The organism is Belnapia mucosa, from assembly GCF_016775475.1.
GTDB classification, from domain to species: Bacteria; Pseudomonadota; Alphaproteobacteria; order Acetobacterales; family Acetobacteraceae; genus Belnapia; species Belnapia mucosa.
Map to the genome: position 1 here is coordinate 184,670 of NZ_JAEUXJ010000001.1, position 15,130 is coordinate 199,799.

13 protein-coding genes are annotated in these 15,130 nt (G+C 68.5%); 7 read left to right on the forward strand and 6 right to left on the reverse strand.

Going from position 1 to position 15,130, the window contains the following annotated elements:
- Positions 1-51: 51 nt before the first annotated feature.
- The 4 genes from rpoD to JMJ55_RS00890 all read left to right on the forward strand — a co-directional run bounded on the left by rpoD (position 52) and on the right by JMJ55_RS00890 (position 3,193).
- Positions 52-1,977 carry an RNA polymerase sigma factor RpoD gene (gene rpoD / locus JMJ55_RS00875; protein WP_202823602.1) on the forward strand — a complete coding sequence of 642 codons (1,926 nt, stop codon included), beginning with the start codon at positions 52-54 and terminating at the stop codon, positions 1,975-1,977.
- Complete coding sequence (locus tag JMJ55_RS00880) at positions 1,977-2,549, forward strand: GNAT family N-acetyltransferase (RefSeq protein WP_202823603.1); 573 nt, start codon at positions 1,977-1,979, stop codon at positions 2,547-2,549. Before rpoD ends, JMJ55_RS00880 begins: the two co-directional genes overlap by 1 nt.
- 172 nt (positions 2,550-2,721) lie before the next feature.
- A complete protein-coding gene (locus tag JMJ55_RS00885) occupies positions 2,722-2,928 on the forward strand; it encodes a cold-shock protein (RefSeq protein ID WP_043337870.1) in 207 nt (68 codons plus the stop codon).
- A gap of 64 nt (positions 2,929-2,992) precedes the next feature.
- Complete coding sequence (locus JMJ55_RS00890) at positions 2,993-3,193, forward strand: hypothetical protein (protein ID WP_202823604.1); 201 nt, start codon at positions 2,993-2,995, stop codon at positions 3,191-3,193.
- Positions 3,194-3,273: 80 nt separating this feature from the next.
- Here JMJ55_RS00890 and JMJ55_RS00895 read toward each other — a convergent pair whose 3' ends face one another.
- Positions 3,274-5,391: a sodium-translocating pyrophosphatase gene (locus JMJ55_RS00895; RefSeq protein ID WP_202823605.1), complete on the reverse strand. Its 2,118-nt coding sequence runs from the start codon at positions 5,389-5,391 to the stop codon at positions 3,274-3,276.
- Positions 5,392-5,570: 179 nt separating this feature from the next.
- On the opposite strand from JMJ55_RS00895, the gene JMJ55_RS00900 reads away from it, so the two are divergent.
- The gene (locus JMJ55_RS00900) at positions 5,571-6,743 is read left to right on the forward strand and encodes an E22 family MetX-like putative esterase (RefSeq protein ID WP_236033306.1); all 1,173 of its coding nucleotides are present in this window, start codon (positions 5,571-5,573) and stop codon (positions 6,741-6,743) included.
- A gap of 9 nt (positions 6,744-6,752) precedes the next feature.
- Here the strand turns inward: JMJ55_RS00900 and JMJ55_RS00905 are convergent, their stop codons facing one another.
- Positions 6,753-7,193 (reverse strand): response regulator, encoded by a 441-nt coding sequence (locus tag JMJ55_RS00905; RefSeq protein WP_202823606.1) that lies wholly within the window; start codon positions 7,191-7,193, stop codon positions 6,753-6,755.
- A gap of 322 nt (positions 7,194-7,515) precedes the next feature.
- A complete protein-coding gene (locus JMJ55_RS00910) occupies positions 7,516-8,862 on the reverse strand; it encodes a glycosyltransferase family 4 protein (protein WP_202823607.1) in 1,347 nt (448 codons plus the stop codon).
- 162 nt (positions 8,863-9,024) lie between these two features.
- Between JMJ55_RS00910 and JMJ55_RS00915 the strand changes: the two genes are divergently transcribed.
- Both JMJ55_RS00915 and JMJ55_RS00920 read left to right on the forward strand, forming a co-directional pair.
- Positions 9,025-9,195 (forward strand): hypothetical protein, encoded by a 171-nt coding sequence (locus JMJ55_RS00915; RefSeq protein WP_202823608.1) that lies wholly within the window; start codon positions 9,025-9,027, stop codon positions 9,193-9,195.
- A gap of 97 nt (positions 9,196-9,292) precedes the next feature.
- A complete protein-coding gene (locus tag JMJ55_RS00920) occupies positions 9,293-11,524 on the forward strand; it encodes a glycosyltransferase family 4 protein (RefSeq protein ID WP_202823609.1) in 2,232 nt (743 codons plus the stop codon).
- 22 nt (positions 11,525-11,546) lie between these two features.
- Here JMJ55_RS00920 and JMJ55_RS00925 read toward each other — a convergent pair whose 3' ends face one another.
- From JMJ55_RS00925 to JMJ55_RS00935, 3 genes are read right to left on the reverse strand one after another with little or no spacing between them, the layout of a single operon-like run.
- Positions 11,547-13,334: a polysaccharide biosynthesis/export family protein gene (locus JMJ55_RS00925; protein WP_236033307.1), complete on the reverse strand. Its 1,788-nt coding sequence runs from the start codon at positions 13,332-13,334 to the stop codon at positions 11,547-11,549.
- Complete coding sequence (locus tag JMJ55_RS00930) at positions 13,324-14,526, reverse strand: capsule biosynthesis protein (protein ID WP_236033308.1); 1,203 nt, start codon at positions 14,524-14,526, stop codon at positions 13,324-13,326. The genes JMJ55_RS00925 and JMJ55_RS00930 overlap by 11 nt, the downstream gene beginning before the upstream one ends.
- On the reverse strand, positions 14,483-15,130 hold the full coding sequence (locus tag JMJ55_RS00935) for an ABC transporter ATP-binding protein (RefSeq protein ID WP_202823610.1): 648 nt from the start codon (positions 15,128-15,130) through the stop codon (positions 14,483-14,485). Before JMJ55_RS00935 ends, JMJ55_RS00930 begins: the two co-directional genes overlap by 44 nt.

The window sequence follows — 15,130 nt, forward strand, 5'->3', positions numbered from 1 at the left end:
GCACGGGCGCCCGTCCAGCCGGGCCGCCCGTTGCAGGCATGGAGCGCAGGCATGGCGAGCAAGGCCGCAGGTGGTACGGATACGGTCGAGACGCGCGACGAGGTCGTGGAGGGTGTTCTCCTCGACACGATGACGGCCGCGGTCAAGAAGCTGATCGCCCGCGGCAAGGAGCGGGGCTACGTCACCTATGACGAGCTGAATGCCGCTCTTCCCTCCGATCAGGTCTCCTCCGAGATGATCGAGGACACCATGGCGATGCTGAGCGAGATCGGCATCAACGTGGTCGAGTCCGAGGATGGCGAGGATGGCGAGGCCGCGCCGGTGGCCAAGCCCGCCGCTGAGGACAAGGAGGAGAAGGAGGACGAGGAGGGCGGCGGCAACGTCGACGAGGAAAGCCTCGGCCGCACCGACGACCCCGTCCGGATGTATCTCCGCGAGATGGGCAGCGTCGAGCTGCTCTCGCGCGAGGGCGAGATCGCGATCGCCAAGCGAATCGAGGCCGGCCGCGACATGATGATCGGCGGGCTCTGCGAGAGCCCGCAGACCTTCAAGGCGATCATCGCCTGGCATGAGGCCGTCCGCGGCGGGAAGATGCTGCTGCGCGACGTGATCGACCTGGAGGCGACCGCCGCCGCTGACAGCCCCGAAGGTCCGGCACCGGCCGAGACCGAGGAGGAATTCGAGGAAGGCGAGGAAGGGGAGGGGCTCGGCCTCTCGCTCTCCGCCCTCGAGGAGAAGCTGAAGCCGGAGGCGCTAGCGGCCTTCGAGGCGATCGAGCAGGGCTATGCCCGGCTGCAGAAGCTGCAGGCGAAGCGCATGGAGGCCTATACCGCCGGCGAGGAGCTGCAGAGCCGCTCCGAGAAGACCTATGAGAAGACCCGGCAGGAGCTGGTGGCGCTGGTGCAGAAGGTGCACCTGCACAATAACCGGATCGAGGAACTGGTCGAGCAGCTCAAGCTCATCAACCGTAAGCTGACGAGCCTTGAGGGTCAGGTGCTGCGGATGGCCGAGGGCGCCAAGGTGAAGCGGGAGGAGTTCCTCCAGCACTGGCGCGGCTCCGAGCTCGATCCGGCCTGGTTCGACCGGCTGGGCAAGCTCTCCGGCAAGGCTTGGAAGACTTTCATCACCCGCTCGCGCGACGATGCGGAATCGGTGCGGTCGCAGATGGCGACCATCGCCAACGACACCAACCTGCCGATCGCGGAGTTCCGCCGGGTCTATGCCACGGTCAGCCGGGGCGAGCGGGACATGACCCAGGCGAAGAAGGAGATGATCGAGGCGAATCTGCGCCTGGTGATCTCGATCGCCAAGAAATACACCAATCGCGGCCTGCAATTCCTCGACCTGATCCAGGAGGGGAATATCGGCCTGATGAAAGCCGTCGATAAGTTCGAGTACCGCCGCGGCTACAAGTTCAGCACCTACGCGACCTGGTGGATCCGGCAGGCCATCACGCGCAGCATCGCCGACCAGGCGCGGACCATCCGCATCCCGGTCCACATGATCGAGACGATCAACAAGCTGGTCCGCACCAGCCGCCAGATGCTGCACGAGATCGGCCGTGAGCCGACCCCGGAGGAGCTGGCCGAGAAGCTCGGCATGCCGCTGGAGAAGGTCCGCAAGGTCCTCAAGATCGCCAAGGAGCCGATCTCCCTCGAGACGCCGATCGGCGACGAGGAGGACAGCCATCTTGGCGACTTCATCGAGGACAAGGCGGCGATCATTCCGCTGGATGCCGCGATCCAGTCCAACCTGCGCGAGGCGACGACGCGGGTGCTCTCCTCGCTCACGCCCCGCGAGGAGCGGGTGCTGCGTATGCGCTTCGGCATCGGCATGAACACCGACCACACGCTGGAGGAGGTTGGGCAGCAGTTCAACGTGACCCGCGAGCGCATCCGGCAGATCGAGGCGAAGGCGCTGCGCAAGCTGAAGCATCCGAGCCGGAGCCGGAAGCTCCGCAGCTTCCTCGACAACTGATGAGTATCGCGGCGGAGCGGACGGTCCCGGTCGCCGTCGACGTGACCTTCCTGCGGATGGACCGGCGCCCCGCCGATCCGGCCCCCGCCCTGCCGCCCGATGCACGGGTGGTGGAGCTGGGGCACTGCACGACCGGCTTCTACCGCTACCTCTATGACACGGTCGGGCACGACTATGTCTGGTGGCTGCGGCGGACGCTGAGCGACCGGGAGCTCGGCCAGATCCTGGCCGATCCCGCCGTCTCCATCCATGTCCTCTACCGCGATGGCGAGCCGGCCGGCTTCTACGAGCTGGACCGACGGAACCGGCCGCTGGTCAACCTCTCCTATTTCGGGCTGATGCCGCATGCGGTGGGCACCGGTCTCGGCCGCGCCTTCCTCCGCCAGGCGGTGGAGGATGGCTGGGCGCAGGGGACGCGGGCGCTGACCGTGAACACCTGCACCGCCGACCATCCGCGGGCCCTGCCCAATTACCTGGCCACCGGCTTCGGCCGGCTGCGGACCGTGCGGGAGGTCTGGCAGGTGCCGTTGCATCTCGGGCTGCCCATCCCGTCGCGGCTGCGATTGACCTGAGCGGGTTGCGCCGGGCGCCCGGAGCGCCCATATAGGTGGGGTCAACCCGTCTGGTTCGGCCTGTTTCGTTTGCGCTCCGGCGCCCCGAGCCTGGTTTCCGTCCCTCGAAGGCAGATTGGCCCGTCCTGCGATGGCGCGGGGCGGAACACCGAGCATGATAGGGACTTCCCACATGTCTACCGGCACCGTGAAGTGGTTCAACGCGACCAAGGGCTATGGCTTCATCCAGCCCGAGGACGGCACCGCTGACGTTTTCGTCCACATCTCCGATGTCCAGCGCTCCGGCCTCCAGGGCCTCCAGGACGGCCAGCGCCTCAGCTTCGATGTGCAGCGCGGCCAGCAGGGCAAGCTTTCGGCCTGCAACCTGAAGCTGGACTGAGCGATTGAATGATGGAGGCGGGCTTCGGTCCGCCTCTTTCGTTTTACATCGATAGGAGGCCAGGATGGTGGCGGCGCATCTCTATATTACCGGCCAGCAGGTCGAGATCATCGCCGGCCGCTATGATGGGCATATCCCGCCCGGCGCCTATACGGTGGTGCGGCAGCTCCCCGGACCGGCGAATGACCGCGAATACCGGGTGAAGCACCAGCAGGACGGGCATGAGCGCGTGGTGCTGGAAAGTCGGCTCCGGACCTACTCCTGAGCCTGCAGACCTATTCCTGACGCGAACGGGGCCGGCGGAGTGATCCGCCGGCCCCGTCCCGTTTGGGCTGCCGCCCTGGCTCAGCTATGCGCCAGGATCGCCAGCAGCAGCAGCGCCACGATATTGGTGATCTTGATCATCGGGTTGACCGCCGGCCCCGCCGTATCCTTGTAGGGGTCGCCGACCGTATCGCCCGTCACCGCGGCCTTGTGGGCATCCGAGCCCTTGCCGCCGTAATGCCCTTCCTCGATGTATTTCTTGGCATTGTCCCAGGCGCCGCCGCCCGTCGTCATCGAGACGGCGACGAAGAAGCCGGTGACGATGACGCCGAGCAGCATGGCCCCCAGCGCCTCGAAGCCCGCTGCCTTCCCGGCGATGGCGCTGATGCCGAAATAGCAGACCAGCGGCGACAGCACCGGCAGCAGCGAGGGGATGATCATCTCCTTGATCGCCGCCTTGGTGAGGATATCGACCGCGCGGCCGTAATCAGGCCGGTCGGTGCCCTGCATGATGCCCGGCTTCTGGCGGAACTGGCTCCGCACCTCCTCCACCACCGCCATCGCGGCGCGGCCCACGGCCGTCATCGCCATGCCGCCGAAAAGGAAGGGCAGGGCACCGCCGAAGAGCAGCCCGACCACGACATAGGGTGAGGAAAGGCTGAAGGTCAGCGCCCCAACCCCTTGGAAGTAGGGATAGGCCGCAGCATTGGCAGCGAAGAAGGTCAGGTCCTGGGTATAGGCCGCGAAGAGCACCAGCGCGCCGAGGCCCGCCGAGCCGATCGCATAGCCCTTGGTCACCGCCTTGGTCGTGTTGCCCACCGCATCCAGCGCATCGGTGGTGACCCGGATCTCCTTCGGCAGGCCAGCCATCTCGGCGATGCCGCCGGCATTGTCCGTCACCGGCCCGAAGGCATCGAGTGCGACGACCATGCCCGCCAGCGCCAGCATGGTGGTGACCGCGATGGCGATGCCGTAGAGCCCGGCCAGGTTGTAGCTGAACAGCACGCCGGCAATGATGATGAGCGCCGGGATCGCCGTGCTCTCCATGCTGACGGCGATGCCGCGGATGACATTGGTGCCGTGGCCGGTCACCGAGCTCTCGGCGATGGCCTTCACCGGGCGGTAGTCGGTGCCGGTATAGTATTCGGTGACGACGATGATGAGGCCGGTCACGGCCAGCCCGACCAGCCCGCAGAGGAAGAGCGAGAAGGCGCTGAAAGTCGCCCCGCCCGCGCTCAGCGTGCCGCCGCCGAAGACCAGGTAGGTCAGTGGCAGCAGCACCACGAGGGAAAGCAGGCCGGTGACGATGAAGCCCCGGTACATCGCCCCCATGATGGAGTTGTTGGCCGGCAGCTTGACGAAATAGGTGCCGGCGATGGAGGTGACGACGCAGACCGCGCCGATCGCCAGCGGGTACAGCATGGCACGGGCCAGCATGTCGGCCGGGAAGGCGATCGCCGCCAGCACCATCGTGGCGACCATGGTCACTGCATAGGTTTCGAACAGGTCGGCCGCCATGCCGGCGCAGTCGCCCACATTGTCACCGACATTGTCCGCGATGGTGGCGGGATTGCGGGGGTCATCCTCAGGGATGCCGGCTTCGACCTTGCCCACCATGTCGCCGCCCACATCGGCGCCCTTGGTGAAGATGCCACCCCCGAGCCGGGCGAAGATGGAGATCAGCGAGGCGCCGAAGCCGAGCGCGACCAGCGCGTCGATCACCGGCCGGCTGTTCGGCGCATGGCCGCCGAGCACGACCAGGATGAAGAAGTAGATGGCGACGCCGAGCAGGGCGAGACCGGCGACCAGCATCCCGGTGATGGCGCCCGACTTGAAGGCGACGTCCAATCCGGCGGCGAGCGAGGTGGTCGAGGCCTGGGCGGTGCGCACATTGGCCCGCACCGACACATTCATGCCGATGAAGCCGGCGAGGCCGGAGAGCAGGGCACCGATCAGGAACCCGACCCCGACCCCGATGCCGAGCCAGAGGACGAGCAGCACGAACAGCACGATGCCGACGATGCCGATGGTCATGTACTGACGCTTCAGATAGGCCTGGGCGCCCTCCTGGATCGCCTGGGCGATCTCCTGCATGCGGGCCGACCCCGCATCCAACGCCATCACCTGCCGGGCCGTCACCACGCCATAGGCAATGGACAGCGCCCCCAAGGCGATCACGAGCAACAAACTCACGGTCATCAAGACAGTAGCCCCCCTTCGTGCTGTCGCAGCGGTTCGTGCGCCGCTGACGAGGAAAGGCTATGCGTCCGGCGGTGGTGGCGCAACATTATCCCCGGTGCAATTCGGAGGTGCGTGCAGGCTTGCTCCGCCCTGCCGGCACGGCCACCATGACCGGACCGGAATCACGGGGGGAAGGGATGATGCGGCGTGCCTTGGCGGGCCTGGTGCTCGCCTGCGGTTTGGCGGCGTCCGGCGCGGCGCCGGCGCAGGAAGTGCTGGAGAAACGCGTCTTCGAGGGCGGCGCCTATCAGACCCGCGGCGGCGCGACGATCGCCAATCTCCGCATCGGCTACCAGACCATGGGCCGGCTGAATGCCGAGGGGACGAACGCGATCCTCATCTGCCACTTCTTCAGTGGCAACAGCCATGCCTTCGGCCGTCTCTCGGCCAATGGCCCGGCCGGCTACTGGGACGCCATCATCGGCCCCGGCAAGCCGATCGACACGGACAAGTATTTCGTCGTCTCGGCGGATACGCTGGTGAATGTCAACGTGCCGGACGCGACCACCGTCACCACCGGCCCGGCCAGCATCAACCCCGATACCGGCCGGCCCTATGCTCTGACCTTCCCCGTGGTCTCGATGCGGGACTTCGTCGAGAGCCAGAAGCGGCTGCTCGACAGCCTCGGGGTGAAGCGCCTGGCGCTGGTTGCCGGCCCGTCCAATGGCGGGCTGCAGAGCATCGAATGGGCGGCCGCCTATCCCGGCTTCATCGAGCGGGTGATGCCGGTGATCGCCGCCGATATCGATGCCTGGATGCAGGGCTGGCTGGATCTCTGGGAAAGCCCGATCCGGCTCGACCCCAACTGGGCCGAGGGGAATTACTATGGCCCGGGGCGGGAGCCGCCGCTGCGCGGCCTGGCCGAGGCCTGGAAGATCGTCACCCTGCATGCCCGCGACCGGCTCTGGGCCAAGCAGTATGACCGGCGGGTGCCGGAGGGGCAGGATCCGGCGCGCCGGATCGGCGACCGCTTCGCCATCGAGCGCTGGCTGGACGATGCGGCGGCGGCGCGGGCCCGCACCTCGGACGCCAATTCCTTCCTCTATATGGTGCGCGCCAACCAGCTCTTCCTGAACGAATACCCAAGCTTCACGGCGGCGCTGGCCGGCGGCCCGGCGCGCTGGCTCGTGGTCTCGGCGCCGACCGACCGGGTCTTCCTCGCCGATGGCGTGCGGGATTTCATCGAGACGCTGAGAGGGGCGGGGAAGCAGGTGGAGACGGCGGAGCTTTCGGGCCCGCTCGGCCATCTCAACGGTGTCGTCGGCATGGGCCCGGTGGGCGACCGGGTCCGGGCCTTCCTGGCGCAGTAGCCGGACGGGTCAGCGCATCGCGGCCAGGCTGGCGGCGGTGATGGCGGTCGGGGTGGCCCCGGCCGCCGCAACCTGCTGGATGGCCGACATCAACTGATGGAGCTCGAAGGGCTTCAGCAGCAGGGCGAGCGGGCCACGGCCATCGGCCATCAGGATTTCCCGCCCATTCGGGGGCAGGAAGCCGGTCATCACCACCACCGGCAGGTTGGGATGCTCCGCGCGCAGCCGGGGGATCAGTTCCCAGCCCGTCATGCGCGGCATCGCCAGATCGGTGATCAGCAGATCGAAGCTGTTGGATTGGGCGAGACGCTCCGCCTCCTCGCCATCGGCCGCCAGCAGCACGGAATGCCCGGCTTCCGTCAGGGCATCCTCGATCACCATGGCCGCAAGGGGCTCGTCCTCCGCAACCAGAATGCGAAGCCCCTCCTGCCGCATGAGCACCTGATCCATCTGTCCCGCCTATCCCGGGCGTCGCTGCCGGCCACGGCCCGCGCTATTCGTCCGGTCCGGCAAGGATGTAATCCTTTGGTGGATACATCGGCTTCAAGTTCTCTTGAGGGTAGAGAATGCGGCGCCGATGGCGAGTGATCCGTGCCGCTCTGGTAACGCTCCGGATGATGTTCCGGGCCATTGCCGGGGTGCCATCCCGGTTCTGTGACCGTTTGGATTGTCACAAAGGGCGATTCTGCAACCGCAAGGTGCGGGGCGGCCAATAACCTCCCGCACCACCTCGGCCCAAGGGCGAATCCTGGAGAGCTCCGCCGCTCTGCCTTCACCCGGCTCCAGCCGGTGGCACGCCGAGCCGCGCATAGAGCGCGCCCAGCCGCTCCGCATAGCGGTCCGGGCTGAACAGGGCCGCCCGGCGCGGCCCGGCTTCCGCCAGCCTCCCCCGCAGACCGGCATCCCCATCCACCGCCTGGATCGCGCCGACCAGGGCGGAGATGTCGTAGGGATCAACCGTCAGCGCCGCATCGCCCACCACCTCGGGCATGGATGCGGTGTTCGAGGTAATGACCGGCGTCCCGAGCAGCATGGATTCCAGCGCTGGCAGGCCGAACCCCTCATAGAGCGAGGGAAAGAGCACGGCGCGGGCGCCGCGGATCAGGTTCACCAGCAGGCGGAAGGGGGCATAGTCCAGCAGGATGATCTTGTGCCGGGTGCGGAGCGTCATCCCCTCCTGCACCAGGTAGCGGATATGGTCGTCGAACATCAGCCGGAGCTCCTCCTCCGACTTCCAGGCCTTCTTGCCGACGATCACCAGCGGTCCCTCGACCCCGCTGGCGAGAAAGGCCTGGATCATCCGCCCGACATTCTTCTTCGGCTCGATGGCGCCGAAGAACAGCCAGTAGCCGCCGGCCTCCAGGCCGAAGCTGCCGCGGATCTCGGCCGCCACCGTCTCCATCGGGACATCGGTGAATTTCCGCGGGATATCGACGGCCTGGTAGGTGTTCGTCACCCGCTCCTCCGGCACCCCGAGCAGGCTGACGATGTCACGCTTCGAGGCCTCGGAGACGGTCACGATATGGGCGGCGCGGCGGCCGAGCCGGCGGTTCAGCCGGAAGTAGCGGCGCTTGTTGTCGAGGGTGGTGTAGGGCAGGCGCAGCGGCACCAGGTCGTGCAGGGTGTAGATATTGCGCGCCCCGGGGATGCGCAGCGGCAGGGGATAGGTCCAGTGCATCAGCCGCGGCCGCTCCGGGATCGTCACCCGCAGCTCCCGCCCGAAGACGCGGAAATGCGCATGCGCCTGCTGGAACAGGTCCTGGGTGTTCCAGATCTCGTCGAAATGCGGCAGCCGGTCGCGGAAGGTGGTGGCGATGACCTGGCCGGTGATCGGCACCGGCGCGGCCAGCTCGCCCCAGGGCGCGCGCATCATCCGCCGCAGCCGGCGCAGCAGGACCAGCCAGCGGGGCGGCTCGCCAACCCTCTCGTCGAAGAAGGCGATCTCCCGCAGCAGCGGGTTGATCGAGGGCGCGGCGCGGGTGCCGTAGAGCACGCCGACCTCATAGCCGAGTGCGCCGAGTCCGAAGCTCAGATTGCGCGCATAGGTCGCGACGCCGGTGCCCTGGCCGAGCGCCAGATTATAGCCGTCGAGGAAGATGCGAGGGGCGGACGGCGCCATCAGCCAGGTTTTCCAGACGAGTTACGGCAATGTTCCGTGGACACGGAAGTTTGAAGCGGGTTATGCAGGGTAGGTGTTTCCTTGCGCTTCATCTTTGCGGGATATCTTCTCTAAGGCGTAAAGACGTGGTGACTGATCGCCTTATTGGTTCGGGAGCCTGACGTGTCGCGATCCTCCGGAAGCGTTGACGATATCCTGGCTCCCGCCGCAGCGATGCCGCTGCGCAGCGCCGCGGCGCTCGGCCTGGTCGATTTCGCGGTGCTGGTGCTGCGGGCGACGGCCATGCTCATCCTCCTCTCGCCCTTGATCGCGCTGCTGCTCGCATTTACTTGAAGTTTACCCTTCCGGTAACGCTTATCGGCAAGGGTCCAGCCGATCGAGCGCCGCGCGCGAAGGCTGCCGGAGCCGATCGCAGGCGGGGATGACCCTTATGGATATGATCTCTTGGTCCGGGGCGCCGGGTTCCGTCGAGGAGCCGGCCGAATGCCTCGCCCGTGCCGATGGGCTCCGGGATCGCCGGGCCTGGGCGGAGGCGGCGCGGGCCTATGCGGCTTATCTGCGGATGCAGCCCGAGGCCTGGGCGATCCGCGTCCAGTATGGCCATTGCCTGAAGGAAGACGGTGACCCCGAGGCGGCGCTGCAGGCCTATCGCGAGGCCGACCGGCAGAACCCTGGGGATGCCGATATCCACCTCCAGCTCGGCCATGCGCTGAAGCTGCTGAACCGGTATGAGGAGGCGCTGGAGGAATATGTCCAGGCGCTGACCCTCGACCCCGCCAATGCCGCCGCGCGGCAGGAGGTCATGGCGCTCGACCCCGGGCTGGAGGATGCGCCGCGCCAGGCCCCGCAGCCCGTGGCGCCGCCTGTCCTATCCCCGCCTCCTGCCGCGCCCCAGGCGGCCGGTACTGCCACGGTCTTCGACGTCTCCGACCTGCTCGACTATTTCCGCCACAACCGCGCCCCCACCGGCATCCAGCGGGTGCAGCTCAACATCATCCGCGAGGCCCTGGCCGGCCCCGAATCCGGCAGCATCGCCATCGCCGGCTTCGACCCGGAGGCGGGCGTCTGGAAGCGGGTGCCGCCGGAGATCTTCCTCCGCCTCGCCACCCTGTCGCGCGAGGGCAGTTCGAATGCCGAGGCGCGCTGGCGCGGCGCGGTGAATGCGGTGCAGGAGGTGCTGCGGGGCGGCCCGCCGCTGGATTTCACGCCGGGCAGCAACCTGGTCAATCTCGGCACCTCCTGGTGGCTGCCGGATTATCTGCGGGCGGTGCGGGCGGCCAAGGCCCGCCATGGGCTGCGCTACATTCCCTTCATCCATGACTGCATCCCGCTGCTGGTGCCGGAGCATTGCGCACCGGGGCTGGTGAATGAATTTGCCCGCTGGTTCGCCTCGGTCTGCCTGCATGCCGATGCGGTGCTGGCCAATTCCGAATGCACCCGGGCCGACATGCTGCGAGCGCAGCGCCGCCTCCTGCCGGGGCTCGACCTGCCCTGCTTCACCCTGCCGCTGGATGCGGCCGACCCAGCATCGCCGGCCTCTGCCCTGCCGGCGCGGCTGCGTGGCGGCCGGCCCTATGTGCTCTTCGTCGGCACTATCGAGTCCCGCAAGAACCACCTGCTCGCCTTCAATGCCTGGCTCAGCCTGCTGCGCCGGCACGGGCCGGATGCGGTGCCGGACCTGATTTGCGTCGGCAAGCGCGGCTGGCTGGCCGAGGCGGCGCTGCAGCTGCATCAGAATTCGCCGGCGCTGCGGGCCAGGGTGCATCTGTTGCACGGCATTCCGGATATCGAGCTGGAGGCGCTGTACCGCCACTGCCTCTTCACCCTCTACAATTCCTTCTACGAGGGCTGGGGCCTTCCGGTGACCGAGAGCCTGGCGGCCGGCAAGGTGCCGCTGGTGCCCGACCATTCCTCGCTGCGCGAGGCGGGGCGCGAGGGCGCGGTCTATTTCACCCCGCAAAGCGAGCCCGACCTGGTCGAGAAGCTGGAGCGGCTGATCTTCGACGCCGGCTTCCGCCGGGCGCAAGAGGCGGTGGTGGCCGCCGGGCCGCGGCCGCGCCGCTGGGCCGATCTGGCGGCGCAGTTGCAATCGGTGCTGCGCGAGGCGAGTGGCAGCCTGCCCGCCCCGCGCGAGCGGATCGCCTTCCGCCTGGGTGAGGTGCATGAGCTGCGCCTGCTGCCGGGACCGGAGCCGAGCCTGCGTATGGCCATCGCCGATGCGCTGCGCGAGGGCGAGGGTTGGCACCGGCTGGAGGAGTGGGGCGTCTGGACCGGCCCCGGCGCCTGCCGGTTGCAGCTGCCGCTCGAGCCTGGCGCTTCCTCCGGCCGGCTGCGCCTCTATCTGGAGATGGTGGCGCCGCCGGAACCGGTGGAATGTCGCATCCGCGCCGGGCTGGCGGGCGAAGCCATGGGCGCCGCCCAGATCGTCTCGGCCACGTCTGGGGAGCGGCTCTTCTGCATCCTCGACCTGGACGGGGCCGAGGCGGGCGAGGTCGAGGTCCAGATCGAGACCGTGCAGGCCGCAACCTTGCCGGATGAGGGTGGGGCGCGTCAGGTCGGCCTCGGCCTCCGCAGCCTCATGCTCTGCCGCCGCGACGATATCGCCACCCGGCTCGACTATCTGGAACGGGCGGCGCTGCCGCGGATGGTCGGCGGCGGCTGAAGCGCCGCCGCCAGGGCCTGGATCAGAGGAAGATCCGGGTCGAGACCGCGATCTGGTAGATCAGCCCGAGCAGGTCGCTGCCGATCTGGAAGGCCTTGGGGTCGAGCCGCGGCAGGACGATCAGCTCATCGCCCGGGCGCGGGCCTTCCTGCGGCTCCAGCACCAGCTCGCCGCTGGCGCGGCGGATCATGATGGAACCCTCATTGCCACGGGCGGAGAAGCCGCCGGCGCTGCGGACGTAATCGGCCAGCCGCAATTCCGGCCGCCAGACCACGGCGCGCGGCGCCGTCACTTCGCCCGCCACCAGCACGGTCTGCGACCGCTCCGGGATGACGATCACGTCGCCATCCTCCAGCCGCACCGGGGCACAGCGCCCGTCGCGGTCGGAGACGACGATCCGCCCCTCCGGCTGGGTGCGGCGCGCCCGCTGGATATAGGAGGAGACGAGATTGGCTTCCGAGGCGCGGATGGCGGCGACGCCCGTCGTCGGCGAGACGGCGAGGAAGAGCTGCCGTTCCAACCGGTCCAGCGCCTCATCGATGGCGCGGCGCTGCTGCTGCGCGACCGAAGGCCGCAGCAGGAAGACCGATCGGGTATCGGCCAGCACCGGATCCACCGCGATATGGTCGAGCAGCTGGCACAGCTGCATGTCGCGCTCGGCCACCAGCACCGAGGGACCGATCCGGCTGCCCTCCACCGAGACGCGCACGGTCCGCGCCGGGCTGTCGGTGATGAAGGTGACGGTGTCCTGGTCGCCGAGCGTCAGCCCGGCGAGTTCCGTCAGTGAGGCATAGCGGGAGAAGGGCTGGCCGCCCCGCGTGCCCTTGACGATGGCATTGGTGGCGGAGGGAAGGGGACGGGTATAGTCGATCAGCTCCCGCCCCGTCATTGCCCGGCCCGGCACCTCGAAGAGGTAGTTGTTGCGGACCGCGCCGTCGGCGCCGACCACGGCGCGCTGCCGGGCGACGACCAGCGTATCGCCTTCCTGCAGCCGCACCTGCGGCAGCGAGCCCTCCAGGAGGAAGCGATAGAGATCGATATTGGCGACGGTCCGGCCGCCGCGATGGATGGCGATCTCGCGGTAGGAGCCACGGCCGGGATCGACGCCGCCGGCACGCACCAGGAAATCGATCACGCTATCCGCCGCCGAGCCGCCAAAGCGACCAGGAGTGCGGACGAAGCCGGTGACAAAGACGCCGATGCGCTGAGTGGAGAGCAGCACGGCATAGACCTGCACCTGCTGGGTGTAGACCTTCTGCACCTCGCCTTCGACCACTCGCTGCAGGTCACCGGCGCGGGTGCCGGCAAGCCGGATCGGGCCAATATTCGGCAGGAAGAGATTGCCCGAGGGATCGACCACGCCGATCGCCTCCGCCTCCACCGCGCCCCAGACGCGGAGCGAGACCCGGTCGCCCGGGGTGATGACGTAATTCGGATTCGGCGCGTCGGAGACGGCAGTCGCCTCCCGCGTGAAGAGGCTGGCGCCGAAGACGGCGGTGGCGCCGGCGCTGCGCTGGCCGTCGCCGAGCGGACCCATGGCGACCGGCCCGCCTTCCGATTCCGTCACCTCGCCGGGGCGGGAGACGACGCGGTCGGAGCGCAGCAGGTTGGGCAGGGTCTGCACGGCGGGCGCGCCTGCGCCCATGACGGACGGCACCACGCCGCGCCCGGCCGCGAGCCCTGCCGCCGACTGGTTCAGCAACAGCTGCTGCTGCTGCGCCTGGAGGTTCTGCAGCGGCGTCTGTGCCATGGCCGGCCCGGCCAGCAGCAGCGCCGCGAGGAGCGCACCGCGCATCGGCTCAGGCCGCATGTTCACGCATCCCGGCGACGAGCAGCCAGGCCAGGCCATAGCCCACGGAGAGGGCGAGGAAGAGGTAGAGCACAGTTAGGGTCGCCTTCGGGTAGCGGGCATATTCCGCGAGATTCGGCTCCACCACGCGGAGCAGGAAGAGCTGCTGGCGCTGGGCATCGACCCGCGCCTTCTCGAGCGAGGCGGTGGCCGAGGCGAGCTGGGCGCGGGCCAGCTCCCGCTCCAGGCTCAGGCGTTCGTAATCGCCGATCTGTTGCGACAGCCCGGCCTCGCCGACGCTGACGCGTTCCCGCTCCTCGCGGGCCTGGGCGTTCAGCGCCTCGACCCGGTTGCGGAGCTGGGTGATGCGCGGGCTGTCGGCGCGGGCAAAACGCTGCGCCTCGGCCAGCTCGGCGCGGGCCTGGGCCAGGGCGCCTTCCAGCTTGCCGATGGTCTCGACCGCGACGGCGGCCGAGCGGGTGGGGTCCACCGCGCGCTCGCGCTGGCGGAATTCCGCCATGGCGAGCTGGGCCGCGGTCAGCCGCGCCTCGGCCCGCTCCAGCTCCTCGCGCGCCACCCGCAGCGCATCCTGCTGCAGCCGCTCATTCAGTCGGTTCACCATGCCTTCCGACAGGGCCAGCAGGTTCTGGGCGATGAGCTGCGAGTCGTCGGCGCGGAAGCTGTGGACGCGGAGCGTGGTGATGCCGCTGGTGGTGTCGTATTCGACCTTCACCATGCGGCGGAAGTAGTCCAGCAGCCGCTCGGCATTCGGCTCCTCCCACCAGAGCCGGGCGACGGGGTCGGCTTCGGGCCGGCGGAACATCTCGACCAGCGGCATCCGGGTCCGCAGGGCCGCGACGGCGTCGTGCGATTCCAGATAGTCGCGGATGCCCATGGCATCCTCCTGCGCCGGGCGGAAGCCGGCGCCCGACATCATCTCGCCTAGTCCGCCCATGCTGGGCGAGGGCGCGCTGCGGCCGCGCACCAGGAAGCGTGCCTCGGAATCGTATTGCGGGGCGGCGTAGCCGAAGAGATAGCCGCCGGCGATGGCCGTCGGCAGCAGCACGGTCAGCGCATAAGCCCGGCGCCGGGCGAAGCGGCGCAGCCGCGCCCCGAGCCCCGGCGCGGCGACCGGGCCGGACCAGCCCGCCGCATCCAGCCCGGCCGCGTCAGGCAGCGTGGTAGACGGCGATCGCTTCGTCCAGATCGTCATATCGGGTCAGCCTACCATCATTGAGGACTGCGGCGCTGGTGCAGAAGGCCCGCACCGTTTCGGCCTGGTGGGAGACGAGGAGCAGCGCGCTCCTCTCCTGGCGATCGGCCAGCGCCTTGCGGCAGCGTTCGCCGAAACGGGAATCGCCAACGGCGATCACCTCATCCACCAGGTAGCATTCGAAATCGACCGCGAGCGACAGGGCGAAGCCGAGCCGCATCATCATGCCCGAGGAATAGGTCCGCACCGGCAGCCGGTAATATTCCCCGAGCTCGGCGAAATCCTCGACGAAATCCACCGTCTCCTGCACCGGGCGGTCGTAGATGCGGGCGATGAAGCGCGCATTGTCGGCGCCGGTGATGCTGTAATGCATGGCCCCCGCGAAGCCGAGCGGCCAGGAGACGCTCATCCGCCGCTCGACCTTGCCATGGGTCGGATGCTCGACCCCGGCGATGAGGCGGAGCAGCGTGGTCTTGCCGGCCCCATTGCGGCCGAGGATGCCGATCTTTTCGCCAGGGCGGAAGGTCGCGTCGATGCCGCGCAGCACCGGCCGCAGGCCGAGATGCGTCTTGTAGGATTTGTGGATGTCGTGCAGCCGGATCAC

Bases quoted from the DNA above. Each gene is read 5' to 3' on its own strand.
- rpoD (WP_202823602.1), top strand. From the start codon at position 52: ATGGCGAGCAAGGCCGCAGGTGGTACGGATACGGTCGAGACGCGCGAC.
- JMJ55_RS00880 (WP_202823603.1), top strand. From the start codon at position 1,977: ATGAGTATCGCGGCGGAGCGGACGGTCCCGGTCGCCGTCGACGTGACC.
- JMJ55_RS00885 (WP_043337870.1), top strand. From the start codon at position 2,722: ATGTCTACCGGCACCGTGAAGTGGTTCAACGCGACCAAGGGCTATGGC.
- JMJ55_RS00890 (WP_202823604.1), top strand. From the start codon at position 2,993: ATGGTGGCGGCGCATCTCTATATTACCGGCCAGCAGGTCGAGATCATC.
- JMJ55_RS00895 (WP_202823605.1), bottom strand. From the start codon at position 5,391: ATGACCGTGAGTTTGTTGCTCGTGATCGCCTTGGGGGCGCTGTCCATT.
- JMJ55_RS00900 (WP_236033306.1), top strand. From the start codon at position 5,571: ATGATGCGGCGTGCCTTGGCGGGCCTGGTGCTCGCCTGCGGTTTGGCG.
- JMJ55_RS00905 (WP_202823606.1), bottom strand. From the start codon at position 7,193: ATGGATCAGGTGCTCATGCGGCAGGAGGGGCTTCGCATTCTGGTTGCG.
- JMJ55_RS00910 (WP_202823607.1), bottom strand. From the start codon at position 8,862: ATGGCGCCGTCCGCCCCTCGCATCTTCCTCGACGGCTATAATCTGGCG.
- JMJ55_RS00920 (WP_202823609.1), top strand. From the start codon at position 9,293: ATGGATATGATCTCTTGGTCCGGGGCGCCGGGTTCCGTCGAGGAGCCG.
- JMJ55_RS00925 (WP_236033307.1), bottom strand. From the start codon at position 13,334: ATGCGGCCTGAGCCGATGCGCGGTGCGCTCCTCGCGGCGCTGCTGCTG.
- JMJ55_RS00930 (WP_236033308.1), bottom strand. From the start codon at position 14,526: ATGACGATCTGGACGAAGCGATCGCCGTCTACCACGCTGCCTGACGCG.